The organism is Kineococcus gurbantunggutensis, from assembly GCF_050871925.1.
GTDB lineage: Bacteria > Actinomycetota > Actinomycetes > Actinomycetales > Kineococcaceae > Kineococcus.
Window position 1 is genome coordinate 1 of sequence record NZ_JBJLSG010000064.1, and the last position, 26,412, is coordinate 26,412.

The following is a 26,412-nucleotide window of genomic DNA, read 5'->3' on the forward strand; positions in this document are numbered from 1 at the left end:
GGCGGCGGGGCCGGGGTGGGGGTGCGGGGGAGCGGGGCCTCAGGGGGCCGGGGAGCGGCGCGCCTCGACGGCCACGAGGCCGAGGACGACGACGCCCGCGCCCGGCAGGGCCAGCGGCGGCAGCATCCACGCCAGCAGGCCCACGAAGCCGGCGGACGCGGCCACGAGGGCCGAGCCGCCGGGGTCGGCCGCCGCGGCGCGGGCCGCGCCGCGCGCCAGCGCCGGCCAGGACGCCCCGGGCCGCCACGAGCCCGCCGCGCGCAGCGCGACGACCACCACGGCCACCGCGAGCAGGGCCGTGAGCGCCAGCAGCGCCCCGCCGCCGGGCAGGGGACCGCTGGCCACGAGGGCGTTGAACCCCAGCAGGGCCAGCGCCGCCAGCGTCGCGGCGGAGACGCCCCAGGAGCCGCGCAGCGCGGCCCGCGCGGTGCGCAGCAGCACCCGCACGCCCGAGGCCCGCCCGGCGCGGTGCCGGCGCAGGTGCTCGGTGCCGGCGGCCACGGCCGGCAGGGCCGTCACCAGCGGCAGCGAGAGCAGCGCCACCACCACGCCGGTCAGCAGCGTCTCGGCGAACAGCTCGAAGGACTCGCCCGCGCCGGCCGCCCGGGGGGCGCGGCGCGCGGCGCCGGGGGCGCCGGCCCGGCGGGACACGCCCCTCAGCCCTTCAGGCCCTGGGTCGCCACGCCGTCCACGAGGAAGCGCTGGAAGACCAGGAAGAAGAGCATGACGGGCAGCAGCGCCAGCACCGACATGGCGATCTGGGCGCCGTAGTCGGACACGCTGGTCTGGTCCACGAACAGCCGCAGCGCCAGCGGCAGCGGGTACTTCTCCGGGGAGTTCAGGTACAGCAGCGGGCCCAGGAAGTCGTTCCAGCTCCAGATGAAGGCGAAGATCGAGGAGGTGATGACCGCCGGGCGCAGCAGCGGCAGCATGATGCTGCCGAAGATGCGCACGTGCCCGCAGCCGTCGATGCGCGCGGCCTCGTCCAGCTCCTTGGGCACGTTGCGCATGAACTGAACCATGAGGAAGACGAAGAACGCCTCGGCGGCCAGGAACTTGCCGATGAGCAGCGGCACGAAGGTGTCCACCAGGCCGAGCTTCTGGAACACGATGTACTGCGGGATGATCAGCACGTGGAACGGCAGCAGCAGCGTGCCGATCATCATCGCGAACCACACCCTGCGGCCGGCGAAGTCGATGCGGGCGAAGGCGTACGCCGTGACCGCCGAGGAGAGCACGGTGCCCACCACGGACAGCACCGCCAGCAGCAGCGAGTTCCAGGTGAACGTCCAGAAGGAGACGCCGCCGATGCCGGCCAGCGCGGTGCGGAAGTTGTCCAGGCCCGCGCTGCTGGGCAGCAGCGAGGGGTCGCCGACGATCTCGTTCGTCGGCTTGAAGGAGGACACGAGCATCCACACCGCCGGGTACAGCGCCACCACCAGCACGGCGACGGACAGCACGTGCAGCAGCACCGAGCGGCCCAGGGCGCCCTGCTGGCGCTTCGCCCTGCGCGAGACGGGCGGCTGCCCCGCCGGCGCGGTGGCGGTGGTGGTCGAGGTCGCGGTGCTCACTTGGACTCCCCGCTGTAGTGGACCCACGCGTTGGACGTGCGGAACATCACCGCGGTGATGAGGCCGATGACCAGGGCCAGCACCCACGCCATGGCGGACGCGTACCCCATGCGCGAGTCCTGGAAGCCGCGCAGGTACAGGTACAGGGTGTAGAAGAGCGTCGAGCCCGCCGGGCCGCCCTGGCCGCCGGAGATGATGTACGCGGAGGCGAACACCTGGAAGGCGTTGATGGTCTCCAGCAGCAGGTTGAAGAAGATGACCGGCGAGAGCATCGGCACGGTGATGTTCCAGAACCGGCGCAGCGAGCCGGCCCCGTCCACGGCCGCGGCCTCGTGCAGCTCCCTGGGCACCTGCTTCAGGCCCGCGAGGAAGATGACCATCGGGGCGCCGAACTGCCAGGTGGCCAGCAGGATCATCATCGGCATCGTCTTGTCCGGGTCGCCGACCCAGCCGCCGGGCTCGCCGCCCAGGCCGGTGAGGACCACGTCGACGATGCCGGCGTCGGAGAACATCGCCTTCCACACGATGGCGATGGAGACGCTGGCGCCGATGAGCGAGGGCGCGTAGAACGCCGAGCGGTAGAAGCCCTGGCCGCGCATGCCGCTGTTGAGCAGCAGCGCCACGGCCAGCGCGGCGGCCAGCTTGACCGGCGTGCCGATGAGCACGTAGACGAGCGTGACCTTGATGGACTGCAGGTAGCGCGGGTCCTCCAGCAGCCGGGAGAAGTTCTCCAGGCCCACCCACTCCGGGGCGCGGAAGAGGTTGTAGTCGGTGAACGCCAGGTACAGCGAGGCCAGCATGGGCCCGGCCGTGAGGACGAAGAACCCGATGAGCCACGGCGCGAGGAACGCGTAGCCGATCCGGTTCTCGGCCCGCCGCGCCTTCCGCGGGCCGGCGCCCGCGGCGGGCGCGACGGGTGCGCCGGCCTCGCGCAGCTCGACGGTGCTCACTGCTGCAGCGCCGATTCGGCCTCGGCGAACCACTCCTCGACCGCGTCGTCGACGCTGGTGCGGCCGTAGTTGATGTCCTCGCTGATGCGCTTGAAGGCCGACTCGGCGGTGCCGAAGCCGATGGCCAGCGGCGCCGGGCTGTCGCCGAGCTCGCCGGCCAGGGACTCCTCGTAGGCGACGATCTGGGCGTCGGCCCCCTCGAAGGTGGTGCCGTCGCGCTGGGTCTGGGAGGCCGGGATGCCGCGGGAGGTCCCGAAGATCTGGCCGACCTGCGGGTCGTTGACCATGAAGTCGACGAACTCGGCGGCGGCCTCGGGGTCCTCGGCGCCGGCGCCGATGGAGTACACCATCGAGGCCTTGAGGAACAGGCCCTTGTCGTCGCCGTCGCTGGGCGGCGCCACGATCTCCAGCTTCTCCGCGCCGGAGTCGGCGAGGTAGCCGGCCAGGAAGTTGTCCCAGCTGAACTCGGTGGCCGACTCGCCGCCGCCGAAGGGGGACTTCGGCAGCAGCTGGGTGGTGCGCTCGGCGGAGATCAGGGAGCCGTCCGCGCGCAGCTCGGCGGTGGACTCCCACCACTGCTTCAGCTCCGCCTTCGTGAACCCGACCTCGCCGTCCTCGGTGATCGCCTGCTTGCCCTGCTGGCGCAGGTGCATGTCGAACAGCCAGAAGGTGCCGGTGTAGTCGCCGCTGCCGAAGACCCCCTCGGGGGCCTTGGCGCTGACCTCGGCGATCCAGGCGTTGAACTGGTCCCAGGTCATGTCGCCCGTGGGGGCGGCCACCCCGGCCTGCTGCACGATCGCGGGGTTGTAGAACAGGCCCAGGGCGTTGGTGCTGATGGGCACGCCGTAGGTGGCCCCGTCGATCTGGCCGGAGGGTTTGAGGGTCTCCGCGATGCCGCTGGTGTCGAGGGTGTCGGAGACCTCCTCCAGGTCCAGCAGGGCGCCGCGGTCGGCGTACTGGCGCAGGTAGGAGATGTCGAACTGCATGACGTCGGGCAGCCCGCCGCCGGCGACCTCGGTGGCCCGCTTCTGCCAGTAGCCGTCGTAGTCGGTGAAGTTCGGGTTGATCTTGATGTCGGGGTGGGCGGCCTCGAACGCGGCGATCGCCTTCGTCATGCGGTCGGCGCGGTCCTGGCTGCCCCACCAGGTGTAGTCCAGGGTCACGGGGCCCTCCGCGGAGGCCTCGCCGCCGGCGTCGCCGCCCCCGCAGGCGGTCAGCCCGAGCACGCCCGCGCAGAGGGTGGCGGCGATCGTGAGGACAGATCGGTTCTTCATCGTCTGAGCTCCGTTGCTCGGGGGACCGGTGTGCCGGCCCGTGGTTTGAATCGATGCAGAGAAAACGCTTACCGGGAGAGTAGGTGCGACCCGGGAGGTCGTCAAGCAACTCCACCGGGTCGGTCCACCACCCCCGACCGCACTGTTGCAACGATGCACGGAACGGGCGCGCGACACGCCGGGGGCGCCCCGTCCGGCCGTGCCGGACGGGGCGCCCCCGGGGGTGGGCGGCGGCCCTCAGCCGCAGCGCTCGGCCAGGCTCGCGACGGTGCAGCCGCTGCTCTCCACGACGACGCGGGCCCCGGGGTCCTGCAGCGGGCTGCCGGGCACCGCGTGGGTGACCCACACGTCCTGCGGGACGTTGCCGGCCGTGGTGTTGCCCGTGACCAGCACGTCCTCCACCGTCCCCGGCGGCACGGCACCGGCCGGGTCGGTGCCCGGCGGGGCCGCGAAGGCGACCAGCGCCACCGCCCCCGACGGGAAGTTGACCGGCTCGGCGCCCTCCGGCGTCCACGGCCGGTGGTCCGTGATCGTGTTGCGCGCCACCAGCACGTGGTCGGCGTTCGTCACCGCCACCCCCGTGCCCGAGACCCGCTGGGTGCCGTCGCGGCCCACCAGGCAGTACCGGTTGTTGGCGGTGACCGTGTTGTCCACCACCGCCCAGTCCCCGCCCTCCACGTGGCGGGTGGTGTCGGGCACCTCGGTGGCCGAGTCGTCGAAGAGCAGCACGCCGGCGCAGTTGCCGGTCAGGGTGTTGCCCGCCACGGTGCCCCCGCGCGACTCCTTCACGAAGACGCCCAGGTTGTAGCCGACCACCGTGTTGCCCAGCACCCCGGCGCGCGCCCCGTCGGAGTCGCCCACCGAGACGCCCGCGGTGCCGGAGTACCACGGCGCCCCGCGGTCCCAGCCCAGCTCCAGGTTGTCCGCGACCACGACGTCGTGCGAGTCGGCCGCCAGCACGCCGTAGCGCTCGTGGGCCACGCCCCTGGTGCCGCGCACCTCCACGCCCCAGCCGCCCCACACCGCGACGCCGTTCGCCGGGTGGTTCAGCGTGCCCAGGTCCTGCACGCGCACCGGCGCGTCCGGGCCCAGGAAGAACAGGCCCGAGACGTCGTCGGCCAGGGTGGTGCCGTCGTCCTCCTCGTCCGCGCGCTCCTGCGCCTCCCAGCACGGCGTGGGCGCGACCTCCGGCAGCGGGGCGCCCGCGCCCCAGTCCGGCCAGGTGATCGTGGTCGCCTCGCGCCCGGCGCCGCGGATCGTCAGGCCCTTGCCCACCACGCACACCGCCTCGCGGTACGTGCCCGCGGCGATCTCCACGGTGTCGCCGGAGGCGGCCCGGTCGACGGCCTCCTGGATCGAGCCGCCCGGGCCCACCCACCACGTCCGCGGCCCGTCCGCGGCCGCCGCCGCGCCGGGCGCGGCGCACAGCAGCGCCCCGCACGCCCCTACCGCCGCCAGGCGCCGCAGCGCCCCGCGCCGCCGCTCCCGCGCGCGCCCGCCGCCCGCCGCGCCCCTCGTGCTCGCCGTGCGCATCCGGTCCTCCTCCTGCTCCACCGCGACCCCGGTCGCGCGCGCGGGTGCCCCGCGCGGGGCGGCCGCGCCCGTGGTCCCCGGCACCGCCGCGCAGGAGGCTGGCAGCCGCGGGCCCGCCCGGCGAGCCCGGCGGGCCGCCGGTGCAGGTTCCTGCCGGGTGCGGCAGGGACCGCGCCCGGCTCAGGCCGTCAGCGCCACCGCCGGCCGCCGCCACGCGGCCGCCTCGACCGGCGGCATCGGACGCGCGAACAGGTACCCCTGCGCCGTGTCGCAGCCCTGCTCGCGCAGCCAGCGCAGCTGCTCGGCGTCCTCCACGCCCTCGGCGACCACCCGCAGCCCGAAGGTGTGCGCGGCCCGCACCGTCAGCGCCACCAGCCCGCGCCGGCCGGGGTCGGTGGAGGCCACGAAGCTGCGGTCGATCTTCAGGGTGTCCGCCGGGGTCGTCGGCAGCTGCCCGATGGACGTCCAGCCCGTGCCGAAGTCGTCGATGGCCACGCCCACCCCGCCGGCGCGCAGCCGCTGCAGGTGCGCGGTGGCCAGCGGGTCGTCCACCAGCACCGTCTCGGTGATCTCCAGCACCAGCAGGTGCGGCGGCAGGCCCGAGGCCGCCAGCGCGTCGGCCACGTCCTCCAGCAGCCGCGGGTCGGTCAGGTGCCGCCCGGAGACGTTCACCGCCACCGTCGGCTCCGGGCCGGCGCCCGGCTCCGGCCAGGCGCCGGGGCGCTGCTCGCGCCAGCGGGCCAGCTGCGCCGTCGCCTCGTGCAGCACCCAGCGCCCCAGGTCGCACACCAGCGAGGACGCCTCCGCGGCGGCCACGAACACGTCCGGGCGCACCGGCCCCACCCCCGGGCGGTCCCAGCGCGCCAGCGCCTCGTACCCGGCCAGCGAGCCGTCGGCCAGGTCCACCACCGGCTGGTAGTGCAGCGTCAGCTCACCGCGGCGCAGCCCCTCGCGCAGCGCCGACTGCAGGTCCGAGCGCGCGGCCAGCTCCGCGCGCAGCACGTCGTCGAAGACCTCCACGCGCCCGCGCCCGCGCGACTTGGCCCGGTACACCGCCGAGTCCGCCTCCGCCAGCAGCACCTCCGCGCCCGTGGCCGACCCGCGCGCCACCGCCACGCCGACCGAGGCGCCCACGCGCACCGCCCGCCCCGCCGCCCCGGTGGCCGCGTCCCCGGCGACGTGCACGGGCCGGCGCACCGCGGCCACGACCCGCTCGCCCAGCTCCACCAGCACGTCCTCGCCGGCCGCGTCCTCCACCAGCAGCACGAACTCGTCCCCGCCCAGGCGGCCCACCGCGTCGCCGCCGCGCACGCACGCGCGCAGCCGCCGCGCCACCTCCCGCAGCACCTCGTCGCCCGCCGCGTGCCCGGCGGCGTCGTTGACCGCCTTGAAGCCGTCCAGGTCCACGAACAGCAGGCCGGTGGTCGCCCCCCGGCGCCCGGCGCGCTCCAGCGCCCCCGACAGCAGGTGCAGCGCCGCCGCCCGGTTCGGCAGCCCCGTCAGCGGGTCGTGCGCCGCCTGGTGGGCCAGCTCGGTCTGCAGGTGGTCGCGCTGCTGCACCGCGCGCACCAGCTGCTGCACCGAGGCCTGCACGACCTCGCCCAGCGGGCCCGGCAGCGGCTGCTCGCGCAGCGCGCCGGCCAGGTCCCCGCGGGTCAGCGCGTCGGCCTGGTCGCGCACCTGCCGCAGCCCGGCCACCGCGCCGGCCAGGGCGCGCCCGGCGGTGCGCGTCTCCAGCGGGCCGCCCTCGGGCACGTCCACCAGCTCGCCCTGCCCCACCCGCCGCGCCGCGTCGGCCAGGCGCCGCAGCGAGCCGGCCAGCCAGCGGCCCTGCGCCCCCGCCGCCGCCAGCGCCCCGGCCAGCACCAGCAGGCACAGCAGCAGCGTGGTGCGCAGCCGCGCCGCGGCCGCCTCCCGCTCGGCGTCCACCGCCGCCACGGCCGTGTCCACCGCGCGCTCCAGCAGCCGTGCCAGGTCCCGGTCGCGCTGCGCGCTGGCGGCGGCCAGGTCCAGCAGGTCCGGCCCCGACAGCAGGCCCGGCTCGCGCGTCTCCGCCCCGAACGCCGCGCGCAGCTCGCGCGCCGGCCCGCTGCCGGTCGCCGCCGCCCAGCCCAGCCGCATCGAGGCCGTCGACAGCTCCGACGTCGCCTCGGACATCTCCCGGTAGCTGCCCACCACGTGCGCGGCCCGCTGGCGCGCGCGCACCTGCTCCCCGCCGGTGAGCACCCGCGCGGCGAACGCCGCCGGCACCTCCCGGCTGGCCTGCTGCGTCAGCTCCACCACGAGGGTCACGTCGTTGACGGCCAGCGCGCTGCGCTCGCTCAGCCCCGTGGCGGTGGTGCGCGTGATGACCTGCTCCTCGGCGTGCGAGAGCCAGTCCGACAGCCCCACGTACAGGTCCGCCAGCGCCTCGGTGCTGGCCGTGCCCTGGTCCGCGGCCGCGCGCACCGTGCGCAGGCGGTGCACGGCCAGCGAGGTGCTCACCGCCGCCGGCGAGGAGGCGCCGATGCGCGAGACCGCGCGGTCGGTGAGCTGCCGGGCCAGCTGCAGCCGGTTCACCGCGTCCAGGTACAGCAGCGCGCGCCGCTCGCCGAACCCCGCGGCCTGCGCCGCCGCCCGGTCGCGCGTGACGTTGCGGCTCAGCGTGGGCAGCAGCTCGCTGTCCACCGCGCGGCGCAGCGCGTCCAGCTCGGTGGCCGCGCGCATGAGGGAACCGGCCTGCCCCGCCGTGCGCAGCTCGCGGGTGCGGTCGGCCACCGAGGCGGCCGAGACGGCGCCGGTGGCCAGCAGGGGCACGACGACGAGGGCCGCGAGGTGCTGCCACACAGGGCGCTCCCGCAGCCGGCGCACCGCGGCTCGCTCCGTCGTCGGTCCCACCCGGGCACCATCGGCGCGCAGCGCCGCCGACGTGAGGGCCGCCCGCCCGCCGCGCGCCCGGACCTCACCCGGACGGCGCACCCGCGGGGCCGCCCACCGGCTGCAGCGCCAGCACCCGCCCGCCCCAGCCCGCCCGGAGGCGCCGGTCGTGGCTGACGACGACGACCGCGCCGTCGAACGCGGCGACCGCCGCCTGCAGCTCCTCCACCAGCCGCGGGGCCAGGTGGTTCGTCGGCTCGTCCAGCAGCAGCACGTCGTGCGGGTCCGCCAGCAGCCGCGCCAGCTCCAGGCGCCGCCGCCCGCCGGTGGACAGGCGCGCCACCTCCACGCCGAGCTGCTCGCGGTGGAACAGCCCCAGCGCCAGCAGCCGCCGCGCGTGCTCCTCCGCGTCCCCGGGCCGGCCGGCGGCGAAGGCGCGCAGCACGTCCTGCCCGGGCACGGGCGCCGGCGGGTCCTGCCGCAGCAGCCCCGTGCGCGCGCGCCGGCGCAGCGTGCCGGCGCCCGGGGCCAGCGCCCCGGCCAGCACGTCCAGCAGCGTGGACTTCCCGCTGCCGTTGACGCCGGTCACCAGCAGCCGGGTGCCCCGCTCGACCCGCACGTCCACGGGCGCCAGCCGGCCCGCCACCGCCACGCCCTCGGCCACCAGGTGCGCCCCGGCCCGCGCGCGCACCCCGCCCGGCGGGGTGAACCGCAGCGGCGCCGGCGGCCGCGGCACCTCCGCCGCCTCCAGGCGGCGCAGCCGCTCGGCGTTGGCCCGCACCCGCGCCGCCAGCGACTCCTGCACCCGCCCGCCCTTGAAGTCGTAGCCCATCTTGTCGCCGTCGCGCGGCGGGCGGTCCGGGGGGTCGCGGCGCGCGACCGCGTCGCCGGTGGTGCGCAGCCGGCGCACCCGCTCCTCCCAGGCGGCGCGCTCGCCCGCCCACCGCGCCCGCTCGGCGGCCTTGGCCGCCAGGTAGGCGTCGTAGCCGCCCGGGTAGCGCGCGGCGCGCCCGGCGTCGACCTCCAGCAGCTCGGCGGCCGCGCGGTCCAGGAACTCCCGGTCGTGCGAGACCACCACGGTGGTGCCCCGCCGCGCGCGCAGGTGCTGCTCCAGCCAGCCGGCCGCGGCGTCGTCGAGGTGGTTGGTGGGCTCGTCCAGCAGCAGGACCTCCGCGTCGGCCGCCAGCAGCGCCGCCAGGTGCAGCCGCGAGCGCTGCCCGCCGGACAGCTCCCCGAGCGCGCGCGACCGCTCCAGCCCGGCCAGCCCCAGACCGGCCAGCGCCCGCTCGACGCGCGCGTCGGCCGACCAGCCCCCGCGCAGCTCGAACGCGGTGCCGACCTCGCCGTACTCGGCCAGCACGGCCTCCACGTCCGCGCCGTCCGGGCGGGCCATGAGCTCCTCCAGCTCGCGCATCCGCCGCGCCAGCCGGCGCACGTCGGCCAGCGCCTCGTCCACCACCCGCTGCACCGTCCAGGACGGCGGGGCGGGGGAGTCCTGCGGCAGGTGCGCCAGCCCCGCGCTCGCCACGGCCACCACGCGGCCGGCGTCGGGCCGCTCGGCGCCGGCGAGCAGCCGCAGCAGCGTGGACTTGCCGCAGCCGTTCTCCCCGACGACCCCGGTGACCGCGCCGGGGGTGAAGGAGGCCGTCAGGCCGTCCAGGACGACGCGGTGGTCGTAGGACTTCGTCACCGCGCGCAGCGCGAGGGAGGTGGTGGCGCCCGTCGCGGTGCGCGCGGGGTCCGCGGCGGGACCGGCGGCCGGGTCCGCGGCGGGACCGGCGGTGGTGGGGTTCGCGGTGGTCGGGTCGGTGCGGTTCGGCACGGGGGCTCCCGGGGTGACGTGGTCGCGCGAGGACCGCGCGCGGCGCGCGCGGTCCGGGGTGCGGGGGCACGTCAGCTGAGCACCCGGGGCCTCCTCGGCTCGACGACTGGGCACCACCACCGTGCGCCCGCCCCGCACCGGGCGGCAACCCGTTTTCCCCGCGCCCGCCTCAAGCCCGCCGCCGCCGGTGCCGATGGCGGGGCGTGAGGTGCGCCGGGGTGCGACGAGGGGGGCGGGGCCTGCTGCCGGCGGTCCTGGCGGTCGCCGTCGCGCTGGCGCCGGCCGCGTGCGGCGCGCCCCGGGAGGACGGCGACGCGGTCCGCGTCGGCTTCTCCCAGCTCAGCGCCGAGGGGAGCTGGCGGGCGGCGAACACCGCCTCCGTGCGCGCCGCCCTCACCCCCGAGCACGGCTTCGACCTGCGCCTGAGCGAGGACGAGCAGAAGCAGGAGGGCCAGGTCGCCGCCCTGCGCCGCTTCATCGCCGAGGACGTCGACGTCATCGCCTTCTCGCCCGTCGTCGAGGACGGCTGGGACCAGGTGCTGCGCGAGGCCCGCGACGCCGGCATCCCCGTCGTCCTCGTGGACCGCAGCATCACCACCGCCCTGCCCGACGCCTACGTCACCCGCATCGGCGCCGACTTCCGCGCCGAGGGCCGCCGGGCCGGGCGGTGGGTGCTCCGAAACGCCCCCGGCGCGGAGGTGTTCGAGCTGCAGGGCACCCTGGGCTCCGGCGCGCAGGTCGGCCGGCAGGAGGGTTTCGACGCCCTCGTCGGCGACGCGGTCGTCGGCGCGGCCACGGGCGGCTTCACCCGCGCCGGCGGGCGCGACGTGACCGCCGCGGCCCTGGAGGCCTGGCCCGGCCTGGACCTGGTGTTCGCCCACAACGACGACATGGCGCTCGGCGCCGTGGAGGCGCTGCGCGCCGCCGGCCGCCGCCCCGGCGTGGACGTGCGGGTCGTCTCCGTCGACGGCACCCGCGACGCCCTGCGGGCCCTGGCCGCCGGGGACCTCGACCTCGTCGTGGAGTGCGACCCGCAGTTCGGCGACCAGCTCGCCCGGGTGCTGCGCCGCGTCGCCGCCGGCGAGGACGTGCCCGCCTCGACGACCGTCCCGGGCGGCGTCTTCGACCGCTCGGTCACCGCCGAGCAGGTCGCCGCGCGCGCGTACTGAAGCCGCGCGGGTGCTGGACCCGCGCGCGGGTGCCGGACCCGCACCCGCGCGCGGGAACCCCGGGCAACCCCGGGAAACCGAGGAACCCCGGGAACCCCTACAGCATCGTCGCGAGCGTGCGCGCCGGCTGGCGCACCAGCCGCACCAGCGGCGGCACCGCGGCCGCGGTGGCCGCGAGCGCGGCCACCGCCAGCGGCGGCACCTGCGCGCCCGCGGCGCCGGAGGCGGCGAGCACCTCGCCGGCGAGCGCGGCCAGCACCACCGCGCCCGCCGCGACGAGCCGGGAGTACGACTCCAGCAGGCCCGCGAGGAAACCCACCACGCCGAAGCAGCCCAGGCCGAGCAGCAGGCCCGCCACCCCGGAGGTGGGGGCGCCGCCGCGGTGCAGCAGCGCGCCCAGCACGAGGGAGGCGGCGGCCGTCACCAGCAGCAGCCGGGCGAACGCGCCGGCCACGATGGCGCCGAACACGCCGGCCGCGCGGGAGCGGGCGTGCTCGCGCAACCGCGTGGAGGCCAGGACGTCCAGCAGGACCGTCCACACGCGGTCCAGGTGCCGGTTGGCCCAGATGCTGCCCAGCAGGGAGGGCACGAGCGCGACCACGGGGAACGACGCCGAGCTGGCCCACCCCACGGAGGGGTCCAGCACGACGAGCAGCGCGGTGCCGGCGCCGACGGCGGCGGCCGGCAGGGAGCGCCGCCACGGCGTGGGCGGGCGCACCGAGGGCGCGGTGGTGAGCAGGGCCGCGGCGACGGTGCCCTGCGTCAGCAGCACCACCGCCAGCACGTCCCAGCGCACCGGCAGCCCGGCGTGCACGGCCGCCGAGGCCAGCACGAGGGCCAGCGCGTAGGGCACGCCCCAGCCGCGCACGACGGCGACGAGGCTGCCGACCCAGGTGACGACCAGCGCCGCGGCCAGGGCGTGGGCGGGGGCCAGCAGCACCCCGAGCGGCACGAGCAGGGACGCCGCGCCGACGGCGAGGACGGGGCCGCGCTCGGCGCGCAGGCGCCCCAGGCCGTCGGCGTCGGTGAGCCAGCGCCGACGCACCAGCCACTGCAGGGCGAAGCTCACCGGCAGCGCCAGCTTCCACGCCAGCTCGGTGGTGGCGGTGCCGAACTCCGCGCTCAGCGGCCCCACCCACGCCGTGGTGGCCAGCAGCGCCGCGACGAGGCCCAGCAGCTCGCGGGGGTCGCTGGGCGTGACCTCCCGCTGCCGTCGCACCGCCGGCTCCTCGGCCGGTGCGGGGTCCCCCGGTTCCCCGGGTTCCTGCGCGGACCCGGCGGGCCCGGCGATCCCGGCGGACCCGGTCGGCCCGGCCGCGCGCACGGCGGCGGTGCCGCTGCGCGCCAGCGGCATCGCCACCCGCGGCACCAGACCGCCCCAGGCCTCCAGCACGACCGCGGACTCCAGCGCGTCCTGCGGTTCCCTGCCCAGCGCGGCGCGCACCCGCGCCGCCGCCTGCCCCTCGGTGATCCTCACCGAACCCCCGTCCCCGCCGTCGTCCCCGTCGTCCCCGTCCCCGCCCCCGTCGTCCCCGCCGCGCCGGCCCGGACGTCGGCGGCCAGGGCGCCGAGCACCGCGCCGTAGCCGTCCAGGCAGCGGTCCTGGCCGAAGAGCCGGGTGACCCGCGCGTGGCCGCGCCGGCCCAGCAGCTCGGCGAACCCCGGGTCCAGCAGCAGCGTGCTCACCGCGTCCGCCAAGCCGTGCACGTCGCCGGGCGGGGCGGTCATCCCGGCCCCGCGCATGGCGTCCAGCACCCCGCCGACGAGGGTGGTGACCACCGGCCGCGCCTGCGACAGCGCCTCCAGCACCGACATCGGGAAACCCTCCGAGATGCTCGTCATGAGCACCACGTCGGCCTCGCGCACGACGCCGGTGGGGTCCTTGGTGGGCCCCATGAAGCGGAACCCCTCGCCCAGGCCCAGGGCCGCGTGCAGCTCGGAGCACCCCTGCGCGTAGCCCTCCTGCCCGCGCGGCACCGGGCCGTAGTGCAGGAACGTCGCGTCGGGCACGCGCCGGCGCACCGCCGCGGCGACCCGCAGCATCGTCGGCACGTCCTTGAGCGGGTCCAGCCGGCCCACGCTGACGACCGTGCGGGTGCGCGGGGCGGGCGCCGGCTCGCCGGGGGCGGGCACGCCGTTGGGGATGACGAGGATCCGCTCGGGCGCCACGCCCAGCCCCTCCTCCCACGCCGCGTTGGCCTCCGCGACGGGCGTCACGACGTCGGAGACGGCGTACGCCAGGCGGGTCAGCCCGCGCGCCAGGCGGGTGGGCACGAACCGCGAGGCGGCGTCGGCGCCGGAGCGCACCGCCGCCAGGTAGTTCTCCCGCACATACACGCCGTGCTCGGAGAGCACCACCGGCCGGTCGTGCAGCGCCTTGTCGACCGCGGCGGGCACGCACGACCACCCGGCCGCCGTCACCAGCGACACGTCCGCCTCGGGCGTGGGCTCGGCGGCGGTGCGGGCGATCCACGAGATCGTCTGGTAGGTCTCCACCGCGCGGTCCAGGTCGAACGGCGCCCCGCCCACGACCTCGGGGTGGTCCTCCTCCAGCACGCCCGCCAGCTCCTCCACGTACGCGCGCCACGTCTCCTCCGCGCGGAACGTGGGCAGCACCAGGTCGGGGTTGAGCCGGCACCACACCAGCGCCGGCACGGTGTCCAGCGGGTCCGGGGACCAGCCCAGCAGGCCCCGCACGAGCTCGGCGGCCAGGGTGGTGCGCCGGCGCCGCCGCCCGGGCGGGCGCGGGCCGGTGCGGCGCGGCTCGCGCGGCCCCCACAGCTGCAGGTGCCCGGCCAGGCGCGCACCGGGGGGCAGCTCGAAGACCGGTTCCTCCGAGTCCTCGCCCGTCAGCGCGAACACCGACCACCGCACGTCCGGCAGGCCCCGCAGCAGCAGGTCGCACCACGTGCTGACCCCGCCCACGACGAACGGGTAGGTGCCCTCGGTGAACAGCGTCACCCGCGCCCCGGCGGCCCGGGCGCGGCCCGGGACGGGCGCGGCGGGCGCGGCGCCCGGGGTGGGCGGGGTCGCGGTCGCGCTCACACGGCGCCCCCCGCGCCGGGCGCCGGCAGCCGCAGCGCGACCTCGCCGCCGCCGGGCACGGCGACCCAGCCGCAGCGCGCGCCCGCGTACGGCTCGCCCGCCGCCGCGCCCGCCGGCAGCGTCACCGGGAACTCCACGTCCACGTCCGCGGTCAGCACCAGCTCCCCGCCGCCGGCGCGGGCGCGCACCGCGCCCGCGGCCAGCGCCTGCCGCCAGCGCTCGCGGCGGCCCAGCTCCCGCGCCACCTCGTCCATCGAGGGGTTCAGCAGGGCGGTGCCCGGCGCCAGCAGGCGCGCGTGCTCGTCCAGGACCCGCTGCAGCAGGTCCAGCAGCACCCGGTCGCCCGTGAGGTTCGACTGGTGCGCGAACAGCGGCCGGGGGTCGCCGGCCAGGACCCGGCCCAGCACCTGCTCGCCCTGCGCGCGCAGGAACTGCTCGCGCGTGGGGGCGGGCGCGCCGTGCACGCGCTCCTGGTCGGCCAGCAGCTGCGGCCACGTGCTGACGTGGGTGGTGACCTCGGTGGGGTGCCGGGGCACGAACGTGGCCGGGCCCAGCGAGGACGGGCCCGGCCCGCGCGAGGCGTCGCACGCCAGCGCGGTGACGCCCGCGCCGGCCAGCACGGCGGGCAGGGCGGGGTTGCCCAGCCCGGTGTGGGCGCCGGTGACCAGGGCGGTGGCGCTGGCCGGGACCCCGGCGCGCTCGGCCCAGCGCTGGTTGCGCTCGACCTGCTCGCGCAGCGCCGTCGCGTCCAGCGCGTCCAGGTCGCGGTGGTCCCAGGTGTGGTTGATCCAGCGGAAGCGGTCCGCCACCTGCAGCAGCGCCCGCGTCAGGGGGTCGTCGTCGGACGCGCCGGCGCCGTTGTGCGCCAGGTCGAGGGTGAAGGAGTTCGCCTCCTGCCAGTCCACGACGGCCGCCACGTCGCCGGGCGTCATCCGCACCGTCGGCGCGCTCTCGCCGACCCGCACCCCGGGCACGGCCCAGTTCGGCAGGAAGACGTCGTCGACGTGGCAGGACAGGGCGTGCCGCACGGCGCCGAGGTGGGTGCCGCGCGTGACCCAGGCCAGCAGGCCGCGCGCCAGCAGCGCGCCGTGCAGGGAGTCCTCGGCGGTGTTCACCAGGACGAGCAGGTCCTCCAGGCCGTCGCCGGTCCTGACGACCCCGGCCAGGGGCTGCCCGCCGGCGGTGCGCAGCAGCGGCGTGAACGGCCCCCCGGGCAGCTCCCGGCCCAGGTACGCCCAGCAGCCCGCGGCCACGGGCACCTCGTCGCGCAGGTACCCGAAGACCCGCGCGCCGACGGCGGTGGGGCGGGCGGTGAGCCCGTCGGCCGGGCCGCCGACCACGTCGGCCAGGCCGGCGTCGGGGCCGGGGAACTCGTAGGCGCGCAGCAGCCGCACGCCGTGCCGGCGCCGGTAGCGCTCCAGGGCGGCGGCGCTGGCGGGGTCCACGTCCGCGGCGGTGCCCGTGGTGCGCACCACCGCGCAGAAGCGGCCGGTGCCGTCGGCGTCCTGCAGGTCCGTGCCCAGCAGCGGGCGCGCGGCCGTCGGCCGGTGCACCTCGTGCGGGCAGCCGGTGCGTTCCAGCACCTGCGACCAGAACCGCGTCGCGGGGTCCTCGGCGTCCTGACCGGTGCCGGCCAGCACCAGCACGCGCAGGTCGGTGCGCGGCACCGGGCGCGCGGCGGGGCGCGCCGCGGGGCTCTGGGCGCTCACCGGCCGGCGGCGTCGGCGACGCGCGCGCCGCGGGTGAACGCCCCGGGCTCGAGGGTCCCCGGCTCGAACGTCCCGGCCTCGAACGTCCCCGCCTCGAACGTCCCCGCCTCGAACGTCCCGGGCTCGAACGAGCGCGGGGCGAGGACCTCCTCGGCGGTCCCCGGCGCGCGGTCCGCGGCGCGGCGCCGGCGGTCGAGCACGCGGCGGTCGATCTCCATGACGGAACTGCCGGCCAGGAGCTGGCGCTGCATCTGCGAGGCGGCCACGACGAGCTGGTCGAGCACGTCGAGCAGCGACTGCCGCATGGACTCCGCCTGCGCCAGGACGTGGTGCGCCCGGTCCTGCGCCTCCAGGTCCTCGCCGGCGCCGCGGGTCCCGGCGTCCGCGGCGGCGGTGAGCGCGCTGAGCTGCTCGGCGACGCTGCCGATGCCCACCGGGCGCTGCCGCTCCAGGCGCAGGCGCGTCACCTCCTGCGTCAGCCGCTCGACCTCCGCGCGCAGCTCCGCCTCGTCGCTGCCCGTCGCGTCACCACGCCCCCACCGGCGACCCGCCATCGTTCTCCCCCCTCGACCGGCGCGAGCGCGCCGTGACCTGTGAGCCTCCTCGACGGTAACGGGGCGTGCTCGGACCGCGCCGGGGTGGCCCCCGGGTTCACCCGTGCGCGCTCCCGGGTGAACCCGTTGGGGGCAACGGGTCACCGCCGGCTCCGGCGACCGGGCCGGTCCCGCGGCCGGGGGCCGCGACCCCGCCACGATGAACACGCAGAGTCACGCCTTCGACTGTTCCCGTCACGCCCCCGGGGGAGCGGGTGAACCCCCCGGCGCGAGGGGGTGCATCCCGCCCGGAACCCGGCGGCGGCCCCCGCGCGGCGACGTACGTTCCCGGCGCACCCCGACCGACACGGAGGACCCGATGCCGACCCGGCGCCGAACCGCACGCCGATCCCGAACCGCCGCGCGCCTGCTCGTGGCCGCCCTGGCCGCACCGCTGGCCCTGCCCCTGACGGCCCTGCCGGCGCAGGCCGCCACCGGCGCGCGCGTGGAGCTGAGGGTCCTCGTGGTCAGCGACGGCAGCCCCTCCGTGGAGGCGATCGCGGTGCAGCTCGACCGCGAGGGCGTGCCCCACGCGCGCGTCGACCTGTCGGCGCCGGGCCGCCCGGCGATCGACGAGCGGTTCCTCGTCGACCCCGCGACCGGCGCCGCGCGCTACCAGGCCGTCGTCCTGCCCAGCACCGCTCCCGGGGGGGTGCAGCCGGCGGAGCTGGCCGCGCTGGCCGCCTACGAGAACCGCTACGGCGTGCGCCAGGTCAACGCCTACGTCTACCCGGGCGAGGGCACCGGCGCGACCTCCACCTACGCCGGTGCCCTCGACGGCGCCACCGGCACCGTGACCGGCGCCGGGAAGGCCGACGGGTTCTCCGAGCTGTCCGGGTCCTTCCCCGTCGACGACTTCGCCGCCGCCACCGAGGTGTACGGCTACCTCGCGCAGCCCGCCGAGGCGCTGCTCCCCGGCGAGCGCGTCACCCCGCTGCTCACCGCCACCCGCGGCGCCAGCACCGGCGCCCTGGCGTGGGAGTACTGGTCCGGCGGCCGCGAGCAGCTCATGGTCTCCGCCGCCTACAACGACTCGATGCAGTGGTTCAACACCGTCGGGCACGGCATCGTCTCCTGGGCGACCCGCGGCACCCACCTCGGGCACCACCGCTCGTACTTCGACGTCCAGGTCGACGACGTGTTCCTGCCCGACGGCCGCTGGAGCGTCGCGGGGAACTGCACCCCCGGCGACGACTGCGTCGACCCGTCCGTGGCGACCACCGACATCCGCATGACCGCCGGGGACGTGCAGCGCCTGTCGCAGTGGCAGGAGGCCAACGGCTTCGCGCTCACCATGGTCTTCAACGGCGGCGGCAGCGAGGCGGCCAGGGCCGAGAACGCCGGCGCCGACCCGCTCACCGACGCGTTCCTGGCCCGCAAGGACGAGTTCACCTGGGTGAACCACACCTACACCCACCCCTACCTGGGCTGCGTGCAGATCGCCCCCACCGTCGCCGGCCAGCCGTGGCGCTGCGCCACCGGCCCCACCGAGACTCCCCGCCAGGACGCGGACGTGCCCGGCCAGGAGAGCGGGGGCCTGTACTGGGCCTCGCAGGACTTCACCACGAAGCAGCTCACGGACAACATCGCCTGGGCCAGGGCGAACTCCCTGCCCGGGTTCAACCCCGCCGAGCTCGTCACCGGCGAGCACTCCGGCCTGCGGACGACGAACCAGCCGGCCGACAACCCGTTCCTGGCCCCCGCGCTGGCCGCGGCGGGCGTGACCGCGATCGCCTCGGACGCCTCCCGCGAGAGCACCCAGCGCAGCGTCGGCGCCGCGCTCACCGTCCCGCGGCACCCGATGAACGTCTACTACAACGCCGGCACCTACCAGGACCAGATCGACGAGTACAACTGGTACTACACCTCCGCCGCGGACGGCGGCGGCGGGATCTGCGAGGCGAACCCGCTCACCAGCACCTGCATCACCCCGCTGCCGGCCGGCACGCCCGAGCAGGCGCGGGACAGCTACGACCGCTACCTCCAGCCGCTCGAGGTCCGCAACGCCCTGCGCCGCGTCCTCGCCGACGACCCGCGCCCCTTCTACGCGCACCAGTCCAACCTCGCCGAGGACGGCCTGCTGTACCCGGTCGTCCAGGGCGTCCTGGAGCAGTACCGCGCCACCCGCACCGCCGACGCCCCCCTGGTGACCCTGACCCTGAGCCAGCAGGCCGAGCAGCTCGCGCGCTCGGCCGCCTGGGAGCGCGCGCAGGACCGCGTCACCGCCTACCTGGACGACGAGGGCGTGCACGTCAGCAACCCCACCGGCGCCGCCGTGCCGCTGACCGTCCCGGCCACCGCCACGTCCCCCCTCGCGCTGCAGAGCTACGGCGGGCAGCGCTCTGCGTGGACCACCGCGGGCGCCGCGGACACCGTCGTGGCCACCGTGCCCGACCGCGGCGGCTACACCGGCGCGCCCTCCGCGCCGGGGACCCCCAGCGCCACCGCCGGCGACGCCTCCGCGACCCTCACCTGGACCGCTCCCGCTCCCGCCGCCGACCGCGCCCCCGTCACCGGGTACCTCGTGCGCCGCTTCGTCGACGGCTCCCCCAGGGCCGAGGCCGCCACCGAGGTGACCGGCGCGTCCACCTTGACCCTGCCCGTCACCGGGCTGACCAACGGGCGCTCCTACGAGTTCGACGTCCTCGCCCTCAGCGCCGTCGGCACCGGCGTGCCCTCACCCCGCTCGGCCGCCGTCGTGCCCGCCGTGCCCGCACCGACCCCGGTGACGCCGGAGCCGACGCCCGTGACGCCGGAGCCGACCCCGGTGACGCCGGAGCCGACGCCGGTCACCCCCGCGCCGACGCCGGTCACCCCCGCGCCGACGCCCGTGACCCCCGCGCCGACCCCGGCGCCCGTCGTCACGCTGCCCGGCAGCCCGCGCATCGGCACCGCGTCCTCCGGGTCGCTGCTCGACCGGCGCACCACCGCCACCGCGCGCTGGAGCGCTCCCGCCTCCACCGGCGGCTCGCCGGTGCTCGGGTACCGCGTCACCGCCACCCAGCTGTCCCTGTTCGGCCGACCCGTCGCCACCGTGGTGGCCCCCGCCCTGACGCCCGCCGGGGCGACCAGCGCCGAGGTCGTGCTCCCGGTGCGCGGCGCGCGCTACCGGTTCACGGTGCAGGCCGTCACCGCCGCGGGCGCCGGGGCGGCGTCCGACGCCTCGAACACCGTGTACGCCTGGTGAGCAGGGCCCTCGCCCTGGCCGTCGCCGCGACCGCGCTCACCGCGGTCGCGGCGACGGCCGCCTGCGGCTCGCCCGCCGGCGGACAGCCGGCGCAGCACCCGCCCACCCCGGCCGCCACCGCGGCCACCACCCCGGCGGCGCCCGCCCCGGCCAGCACCTCGGCCGGTACCGCGGTCGCGGACCCGGCGCCCGCCCCCGGCACCACGGACCCGGTGCCGGCCGCCGCGGCACCCACCGGCCCCACCGCCGGAACCACCACCGGAACCACCGCTGCCGCCGGCGTGGCCGGGACCCCCGCCACCTCCCCGGCGGCGGTCGCCCCGCCGGCGCCCCTCGGCGCCACCACGGACCTCGAGGTCGCCGTGCGGCTGCGCTCCGACGCCGTCCTCAGCGGCGACGTCGGCACCGCCCGGGGGCTGGCCTCCCGGCGCTGCCTGCCCGGGACCACCACCGAGCGGGTGCGCGAGGCCGCCGCCGCCGTGGGCGGCCTGACCCCCGTCACCGCGCTCACCACCCGCGTCGACGGCACCACCGCCAGCGTCGACTACGCCTACGCGCTGCCCGGCCACGACGTCACCGCCGAGCGCTGGCGCAGCGAGTCCGGCCGCTGGCGCTGGGATTCGTGCTGAACCTCCACCGACCCGCGGCGGTGGGGTCCCCGCCCCACCCGCCGCGGGCCGCGCGGAGCCGACCCCGCGCGACGACCGGCCGCAGCACGCTCAGCCGTGGTCGCAGACGTACCGGTAGGCGGTGAGGTCGCCCTCCTTGAGCATCGAGGAGAACCCCGGCCGGTGGCCCACCTCGCAGAACTCCGCCGGGGTGAGGCCGTACTCGACGTGCAGGACGGCCTTGCCGGCGTCGACGAAGGGCTGCAGGGCGTCGCACTCCTCGTAGCGGGCGCAGGACTCGTTGACCGCGAAGTCGAAGTCGCCGACGAGTTCGGGCACCTGGTCCAGGTCGTTCTTCAGCGCCACGCCCATGCCGCGCTCGTGCGCGGCGGCGGCCAGCCAGCGGTTGAAGCGCAGCTGGTCCTCGCCGGTGAGGTCGAAACCGCTGTCGTTGGCCCAGGCGTCGACGTTGTCGGGTTCGACGGCGTCGAAACCCTTGGCGCGGCAGACGTCCAGGCGCTCCAGCAGGACCGGGCCGATGACGTCCAGGCGGCGCACGTCGAGCCAGCGCTCGTCGGGCCAGTCGCCGAGGACGTTGCCGACCACCTCGTCGGGGAAGCGGTGCGCGTCGTCGCGGTACTCCTCGACGGTGCCGGCGCTGACGTAGCAGATCACTCGGCGGCCCTGCGCGTGCAGGCGGTCCACGACCTCCCGGGGGACCTGGTAGTCGACGTCGTAGACGGGCACGTCGACGCTCAGGTCCAGGTCGCCGGAGAGCTGCCACTGCCAGGGCGTGCCCGGTTCCGGGCGCCACCAGCCGGCGCTGCGCTGCTGCGGGGTCACGGTGTCCTCCGGGGTGGTCGTCCCGATCGTGGTGGCGGTCGGGTCCGCGGCGGCGGGGGCGCTCGTGCGCGGGGCGTCGGGGCTGGAGGGGGCGGGCGTGGAGGGGGCGGCCTCGCCGCCGGCGCAGGCGGTGAGCGCGAGCAGGAGCGCGACCGCGGCGGTGGCGGGGGCCCTCACGTGCCGATCTCCGTGCGCACCGCGTACAGCTCGGGGAAGAACGTCAGCTCCAGGGCCCTGGCGAGGAAACCCACGCCGCTGGAGCCGCCCGTGCCGCGCTTGAAGCCGATGGTGCGCTCGACGGTCTTCAGGTGCCGGAAGCGCCAGAGCTGGAAGTTGTCCTCCAGGTCGACCAGCTCCTCGCACGCCTCGTACTCCTCCCAGAAGTCCTCGGCGCGCTCGTAGACCCGCCGCAGCACCGGCACCAGGGCGGGGGTGTGCACGTGCGCGAGCGTGACGTCGCGGGCCAGGAGCTCCTCGGGCACGGCGTGCCCGCGCCGGGCCAGCAGGCGCAGGAACTCGTCGTACAGGCTGGGGGCGTGCAGCAGGTCCTGCAGCTGGGCGTGCGCGGCGGCGTCGTGGGCGAAGACGTCGAGCATCGCGGCGTTCTTGTTGCCCAGGACGAACTCCACCGCGCGGTACTGGTGGGACTGGAAGCCGGAGGAGTTCGCCAGGAACCCGCGGAACTGGGCGTACTCGGTGGGCGTCAGCGTCGCCAGCACGGACCACTGCTCGGTGAGGGTGCGCTGGACGTGCTTGACGCGGGCGATGTTCTTCAGCGCGACCTTGAGGTCGTCGCCGGCCAGGGCGCCCGTCGCCGAGCGCAGCTCGTGCAGGACGAGCTTGAGCCACAGCTCGCTGGTCTGGTGCTGCACGATGAAGAGCAGCTCGTCGTGGTGCTCGGGCACGCTGAGGGGGTGCTGGGCGCCCAGCAGCTCGTCCAGGTGCAGGTAGGCGCCGTAGGACATCTCGCGGGTGAAGTCCCGCACGACGCCCTCCTCCACGGGGCGGGTGTTCGCGCCGGACGGGGCCCGGCCGCTCACCGCTGCTCCCCGCTGCGCGCGACGGCGCGGCGCAGGCGCACGACGCCCTCCAGCAGCTCGGTGAAGCTGGTGGACAGCGGCGCCAGGCCCAGGCGCAGGCCGTCGGGGGCGCGGAAGTCCGGCACGACGCCGTCGGCCCACAACCGCTCGTTGACGGCGCGGAAGTCCGCGCGGCGCAGCGTGACGTGGCCGCCGCGGCGCCCGGGCTCGCGGGGGGAGGCCACCTCGACGTCGTGCCCGGCGAGCAGGTCGTCGACGAGGTCCAGCGCGAACGCGGTGAGCAGCTCGGACTTGGCGCGCACCGCGCCGATCCCGGCGCGCTCCAGCAGGTCCAGGCCCGCGCGCACCGGCACCATCGCCAGCACCGGCGGCGTGCCGGAGACCAGCGAGCGCGCGCCGGCGGCCGGGGAGTACCCCGGGCCCATCGTGAACGGCTCGGCGTGCCCCATCCAGCCCTGCACGGGCTGGTGCAGGCGCCCGTGGTGGCGGGCGGCGAGGTACCCGAACGCCGGCGCGCCCGGCCCGCCGTTGAGGTACTTGTACGTGCAGCCCACCGCGGCGTCCACGCCCCAGGCGTCCAGCTCCAGCGGCACCGAGCCCACCGAGTGCGACAGGTCCCACAGCACCAGCGCGCCGGCGTCGTGGGCGGCGGCGGTGATCGCCGCCGCGTCGGCCAGGTGCCCCGAGCGGTAGGCGACGTGGCTGAAGGTCACCAGCGCGGTGCGCTCGCCGACGGCGGCGCGCACCTGCTCGACCTCGACGCCGGCGGCGGGGTCGGTCTCCACCCAGCGGACCCTCAGGCCGCGCTCGGCGGCGACGCCCTCCAGCACGTACCGGTCGGTGGGGAAGTTGCCGGTGTCGGTGACGATCTCGTCGCGGCCGGGGCCGGCGGCGTCGACGACCGCGCGGGCCAGCTTGTAGAACAGCACGGTCGTGGAGTCCCCGACGACGGCCTGGCCGGGGCCGGCGCCCAGGGCGGCGCGGGCGAGCTGGTCGCCGAGGACCTCGGGCCAGTGCATCCAGCCGCCGCGCCCGCTGCCGTCGTCGGTCCAGCCCTGGATGAGCCGGCCGCCCCACTCGTCGTGCACGAAGGAGGCCATCCGCTGCGCGGTGGCGCGCAGCGGGCGCCCCAGGGAGTTGCCGTCCAGGTAGGAGACCACCCCGGGGGCGGCGTCGAGCAGGAACTCCCCGCGCGCCCACGCCAGCGGGTCGGCCGCGTCCAGCTCGGCCGCCCGGCGGCGCCAGTCGGTGCCGGCGACGGCGCGGGTGGTGTCGGTGTCGGTCACGGTCTCTCCTCGGGTGCGGCCACCCGTTCATGCTGCCAGCCGCCCGGCGCGCGCGGCGCCGCCCGCGGCGCGGGGTCACGCGCGGGCCACGAGCTCCAGCACCGCGGGCCAGATCGCCGAGGAGGGGTCGATGACGGAGAAGTGGTCGCCCTCGCCCTCGACGAGCACCACGTCGTCGCCGGCGCGCTGCGCGGCGGCGGCGAACGCGCGGCTGACGTCGAGCAGGTCCAGGTCGTCCTGCCGGCCGCACACCACCGCCAGCGGCGCGCCGACCGGCAGGCGGGCCAGGGGGCTGGAGGCGGCGTACACCCGCGGCAGCTCGCGGGCCGTGCCGCCCAGGGCGGCGCTGACCGCGCCCGCGCCCAGCTTCCGGCGGTCGGCGGTGACGAGGTCGAGCACGCCGGCCAGGCACACGGTCAGCGCCGGGCGCACCGGGGCGGCGGGGTCGGCGGCCGTGTCGGCGGCCAGGCGCGCCACGAGCTGACCGCCGGCGGAGTGGCCCAGGGCGACCACGCGGTGCAGGTCCAGCGGCGCGCCGGCGCCGGCCAGGGCGGCCAGGGCGGCGGCCACGTCGGCGGTGGTGGCGTCCCAGCCGTGCTCGGCCGGGCGCCGGTACTCCACGTTCCACGTCGCCACCCCGCGCGCGGTCAGGTCCGCGGCCGCCGCCTCCATGAGGTCGGCCTCCCAGTGCGAGCGCCAGTAGCCGCCGTGCACGAGGACCGCGACGGGGAACCCGCCCGCCGGCGGTGCGCCGGCGGGCAGGCGCAGGTCGGCGTGCTGGTCGCGGTCCGGGCCGTAGGGGCGGGTGCTCGCGGGGGAGGCGGTGCGGAACCACCAGGTGTCCACGGCGTACCGGATCCCGGCCAGCCCGCGCCCGCGCAGGTGCCGGCGCACCGCGGTCGAGGGGTCGCGGGGGCGGTCGTCGGGGTCCACGCGCAGCACGCTCGCCCCGTCCAGCGGCAGGCCGGACGCGTCGAGGTCGGCCGGGTCGGCCGGCAGCAGCAGGAACTCCCCGGCCCCGGCCGCGCGCGCCACCGCCGCGCGCAGCCCCCCGCCGTCGGCGGGGGCGAGCAGTTCCGCGCCGGCGCCGTGCGCGGCGGCGGCGCGCTCGAGGACCTCGCGCGCGGTGCGCAGGTCGGCCAGCGCGCCGGGGGCGACGACCAGGGTGACGAGGGGGTGCGGGTCCACGGCGGGCTCCTGGGGCGGGGCGGGACGGCGGGGAGGGGCGGCGGGGGGAGGGGCGGTGGGGGAGCGGGCGGCGGGCAGGGGGGCGTCCGCGCGCTCAGCCGCCCGGGGCCTGCCCCTCGTGCCAGCGCACCGGCACGCCGTGCGGGGGAGCGCTCCCCACGACGCGGCGGTGCCCGCCGGGCCAGGTGGTCACCGTCACCGGGTAGCCGGTCGCGCCGCGGTCGAACGCGTCCGCCGCCCCGCCGCCCCCGTCGCCGTCGCCGTCGCGCTCGTCGCCCGGTTCCAGGGCCACCCGGGCCAGCGGCGCGGTCCGCGTGGCCGCCGCGCCCAGCTCCTCTAGGCGCTCCTCGGCGGCCGCGCGCTCGTCCGCGGGCAGGTACTGCCACACCACCGAGTGCTGCACCACGGTCAGCGCGCCCTCGCGCGGCTCCAGCCGGTCGAGCAGGTCCGCGGCCCCGGTGCGCAGGCGCTGCACCGGCACGCGCCGCGCCAGGTCCAGGGCGGCCTCCAGGCGGGCGGCGCGGTGCGGCTGGTCCGCCCACACGTACGAGCGCAGCAGCAGCGCGCCCTCCCGCGAGGCGGGGTCCACGGCGTCGGGGTCGGCGCCGACGCGCTCGATGACCTCCAGCGCGCCGGGCGCGGGCCAGGAGGGCGGTTCGGCGTCCCACGCGGCCTCCAGCTCGACGGGGGAGCCGGCCGGGCCGCGGGTGCGCCCGTCGCGGCCGCGGTAGCGGAACAGGTCCAGCAGCAGGTTCAGCCCCGCCGAGCAGCCGACCTCGTGCAGGCGCACCGGCACCACCGGGCCCAGCGCGGGCAGCGCGCCCGCGACGGCGGTGAGCAGCCCGCCGGCCAGCGCCGCCGAGCGCCCCACCTCGTTGGTCTGCGGGGCGGTGCGCAGCCCGGCGCGCAGCGCCTCCCGCGCGGGTGCGCCGGGGTCCTCCAGCAGCGCGGACAGCGCCGACCACGCCGCCCGCGCGTCGCCGTCGCCGCCGGTGCTGGGCAGGTGGGCGGCGTAGCCGGGGGCCTCGCCGGACAGGGCGAGGCGGTGCGCGGCGCCCAGCAGGCGCAGCGGCAGCGCCGCACCCGGCGGGTCGTCCTCGTGCCCGGCCAGCACCCGGCGCACCGGGCCGCCGGCGAGGGCGTCCTCGCCGGCGCGGGTGAGCAGGTGCGCGTACAGCGGCGAGCCCAGGTCCGCGCAGGCGCGCGCCTGGGCGTGCAGCAGGTCCGCGAGCCGCCGCGCCCCGCCCTCAGCCCGCTCGTCGGCCACGGGGCGACGCTAGCGCGCGACCGCCCCGATGGCGCGGTGGTGCCGGATCACCTCGGCGATGACGAACGCCAGGAACTTCTCCGCGAACACCGGGTCCAGGCCGGACTCCACGGCCAGCCGGCGCAGCCGCGCCGTCTGCTCCGCCTCCCGCGCGGGGTCGGCCGGCGGCAGCCGGTGGGCGGCCTTGAGGTGCCCGACCGCCTCGGTGAGCTTGAAGCGCTCGGCGAGCAGGTGCACCAGGGCGGCGTCGAGGTTGTCGATGCTGCGGCGCAGCGAGGCCAGCTCGGCGTCGTGGGCGGCCGGTGCCTGCGCCGGCCGGTCCTGCGGGTCGTCCACGGGGGTGTCCTCCTGGGGGTGGTCCCCCGGGACGCTACCGGTGGCGCGGGCGCCCCGGGCGGCGGCGGCCCCGAGCGCCGCGCAACGAGATTAGCTCCAACTCTAACCTGACTAAACTCATCGCTATCTTAATCT

The 26,412-nt window shown here is 77.6% G+C and carries 20 protein-coding genes; 3 read left to right on the plus strand and 17 right to left on the minus strand.

The window, feature by feature from the left end; genetic code table 11:
- Positions 1-39: 39 nt before the first annotated feature.
- The 7 genes from ACRYR7_RS13310 to ACRYR7_RS13340 all read right to left on the minus strand — a co-directional run bounded on the left by ACRYR7_RS13310 (position 40) and on the right by ACRYR7_RS13340 (position 9,874).
- Complete coding sequence (locus ACRYR7_RS13310) at positions 40-651, minus strand: DUF624 domain-containing protein (RefSeq protein WP_432572583.1); 612 nt, start codon at positions 649-651, stop codon at positions 40-42.
- Positions 652-656: 5 nt separating this feature from the next.
- Complete coding sequence (locus tag ACRYR7_RS13315) at positions 657-1,571, minus strand: carbohydrate ABC transporter permease (protein ID WP_432572584.1); 915 nt, start codon at positions 1,569-1,571, stop codon at positions 657-659.
- A complete protein-coding gene (locus ACRYR7_RS13320) occupies positions 1,568-2,506 on the minus strand; it encodes a carbohydrate ABC transporter permease (RefSeq protein WP_432572601.1) in 939 nt (312 codons plus the stop codon). The genes ACRYR7_RS13315 and ACRYR7_RS13320 overlap by 4 nt, the downstream gene beginning before the upstream one ends.
- An 11-nt stretch (positions 2,507-2,517) precedes the next feature.
- Entirely contained in the window at positions 2,518-3,795 is a 1,278-nt protein-coding gene (locus ACRYR7_RS13325) for an ABC transporter substrate-binding protein (protein ID WP_432572585.1), read from the minus strand.
- A 237-nt stretch (positions 3,796-4,032) separates the two neighbouring features.
- On the minus strand, positions 4,033-5,328 hold the full coding sequence (locus ACRYR7_RS13330; protein ID WP_432572586.1) for a right-handed parallel beta-helix repeat-containing protein: 1,296 nt from the start codon (positions 5,326-5,328) through the stop codon (positions 4,033-4,035).
- A 180-nt stretch (positions 5,329-5,508) separates the two neighbouring features.
- Positions 5,509-8,205 carry a putative bifunctional diguanylate cyclase/phosphodiesterase gene (locus tag ACRYR7_RS13335; RefSeq protein ID WP_432572587.1) on the minus strand — a complete coding sequence of 899 codons (2,697 nt, stop codon included), beginning with the start codon at positions 8,203-8,205 and terminating at the stop codon, positions 5,509-5,511.
- Positions 8,206-8,269: 64 nt separating this feature from the next.
- The gene (locus tag ACRYR7_RS13340) at positions 8,270-9,874 is read right to left on the minus strand and encodes an ABC-F family ATP-binding cassette domain-containing protein (RefSeq protein WP_432572602.1); all 1,605 of its coding nucleotides are present in this window, start codon (positions 9,872-9,874) and stop codon (positions 8,270-8,272) included.
- 350 nt (positions 9,875-10,224) lie between these two features.
- Here ACRYR7_RS13340 and ACRYR7_RS13345 point away from each other — a divergent pair, with 350 nt between their 5' ends.
- Positions 10,225-11,175: an ABC transporter substrate-binding protein gene (locus ACRYR7_RS13345; protein ID WP_432572588.1), complete on the plus strand. Its 951-nt coding sequence runs from the start codon at positions 10,225-10,227 to the stop codon at positions 11,173-11,175.
- Between the two features lie 97 nt (positions 11,176-11,272).
- On the opposite strand, the gene ACRYR7_RS13350 is transcribed toward ACRYR7_RS13345, so the two are convergent.
- From ACRYR7_RS13350 to ACRYR7_RS13365, 4 genes are read right to left on the minus strand one after another with little or no spacing between them, the layout of a single operon-like run.
- Entirely contained in the window at positions 11,273-12,652 is a 1,380-nt protein-coding gene (locus ACRYR7_RS13350) for a hypothetical protein (protein ID WP_432572589.1), read from the minus strand.
- Positions 12,649-14,220 carry a DUF3492 domain-containing protein gene (locus ACRYR7_RS13355; protein WP_432572590.1) on the minus strand — a complete coding sequence of 524 codons (1,572 nt, stop codon included), beginning with the start codon at positions 14,218-14,220 and terminating at the stop codon, positions 12,649-12,651. Before ACRYR7_RS13355 ends, ACRYR7_RS13350 begins: the two co-directional genes overlap by 4 nt.
- Complete coding sequence (locus ACRYR7_RS13360; RefSeq protein ID WP_432572591.1) at positions 14,217-15,929, minus strand: hypothetical protein; 1,713 nt, start codon at positions 15,927-15,929, stop codon at positions 14,217-14,219. The genes ACRYR7_RS13355 and ACRYR7_RS13360 overlap by 4 nt, the downstream gene beginning before the upstream one ends.
- Positions 15,926-16,483, minus strand: a complete 558-nt coding sequence (locus ACRYR7_RS13365) for a hypothetical protein (RefSeq protein WP_432572592.1) — start codon at positions 16,481-16,483, stop codon at positions 15,926-15,928. The genes ACRYR7_RS13360 and ACRYR7_RS13365 overlap by 4 nt, the downstream gene beginning before the upstream one ends.
- A 358-nt stretch (positions 16,484-16,841) precedes the next feature.
- On the opposite strand from ACRYR7_RS13365, the gene ACRYR7_RS13370 reads away from it, so the two are divergent.
- Complete coding sequence (locus tag ACRYR7_RS13370) at positions 16,842-19,709, plus strand: fibronectin type III domain-containing protein (RefSeq protein ID WP_432572593.1); 2,868 nt, start codon at positions 16,842-16,844, stop codon at positions 19,707-19,709.
- Complete coding sequence (locus ACRYR7_RS13375; protein WP_432572594.1) at positions 19,706-20,338, plus strand: hypothetical protein; 633 nt, start codon at positions 19,706-19,708, stop codon at positions 20,336-20,338. The genes ACRYR7_RS13370 and ACRYR7_RS13375 overlap by 4 nt, the downstream gene beginning before the upstream one ends.
- 90 nt (positions 20,339-20,428) lie before the next feature.
- On the opposite strand, the gene ACRYR7_RS13380 is transcribed toward ACRYR7_RS13375, so the two are convergent.
- The 6 genes from ACRYR7_RS13380 to ACRYR7_RS13405 all read right to left on the minus strand — a co-directional run bounded on the left by ACRYR7_RS13380 (position 20,429) and on the right by ACRYR7_RS13405 (position 26,277).
- The gene (locus ACRYR7_RS13380; protein ID WP_432572595.1) at positions 20,429-21,337 is read right to left on the minus strand and encodes an endo alpha-1,4 polygalactosaminidase; all 909 of its coding nucleotides are present in this window, start codon (positions 21,335-21,337) and stop codon (positions 20,429-20,431) included.
- Positions 21,334-22,200 (minus strand): tryptophan 2,3-dioxygenase, encoded by an 867-nt coding sequence (gene kynA, locus ACRYR7_RS13385; protein WP_432572596.1) that lies wholly within the window; start codon positions 22,198-22,200, stop codon positions 21,334-21,336. The genes ACRYR7_RS13380 and kynA overlap by 4 nt, the downstream gene beginning before the upstream one ends.
- Complete coding sequence (locus ACRYR7_RS13390) at positions 22,197-23,486, minus strand: kynureninase (RefSeq protein WP_432572597.1); 1,290 nt, start codon at positions 23,484-23,486, stop codon at positions 22,197-22,199. The genes kynA and ACRYR7_RS13390 overlap by 4 nt, the downstream gene beginning before the upstream one ends.
- Before the next feature lie 75 nt (positions 23,487-23,561).
- The gene (locus ACRYR7_RS13395) at positions 23,562-24,674 is read right to left on the minus strand and encodes an alpha/beta hydrolase family protein (RefSeq protein WP_432572598.1); all 1,113 of its coding nucleotides are present in this window, start codon (positions 24,672-24,674) and stop codon (positions 23,562-23,564) included.
- 94 nt (positions 24,675-24,768) lie between these two features.
- Positions 24,769-25,941: a DUF2332 domain-containing protein gene (locus ACRYR7_RS13400; RefSeq protein ID WP_432572599.1), complete on the minus strand. Its 1,173-nt coding sequence runs from the start codon at positions 25,939-25,941 to the stop codon at positions 24,769-24,771.
- 9 nt (positions 25,942-25,950) lie between these two features.
- Complete coding sequence (locus ACRYR7_RS13405; RefSeq protein WP_432572600.1) at positions 25,951-26,277, minus strand: chorismate mutase; 327 nt, start codon at positions 26,275-26,277, stop codon at positions 25,951-25,953.
- Positions 26,278-26,412: the final 135 nt, after the last annotated feature.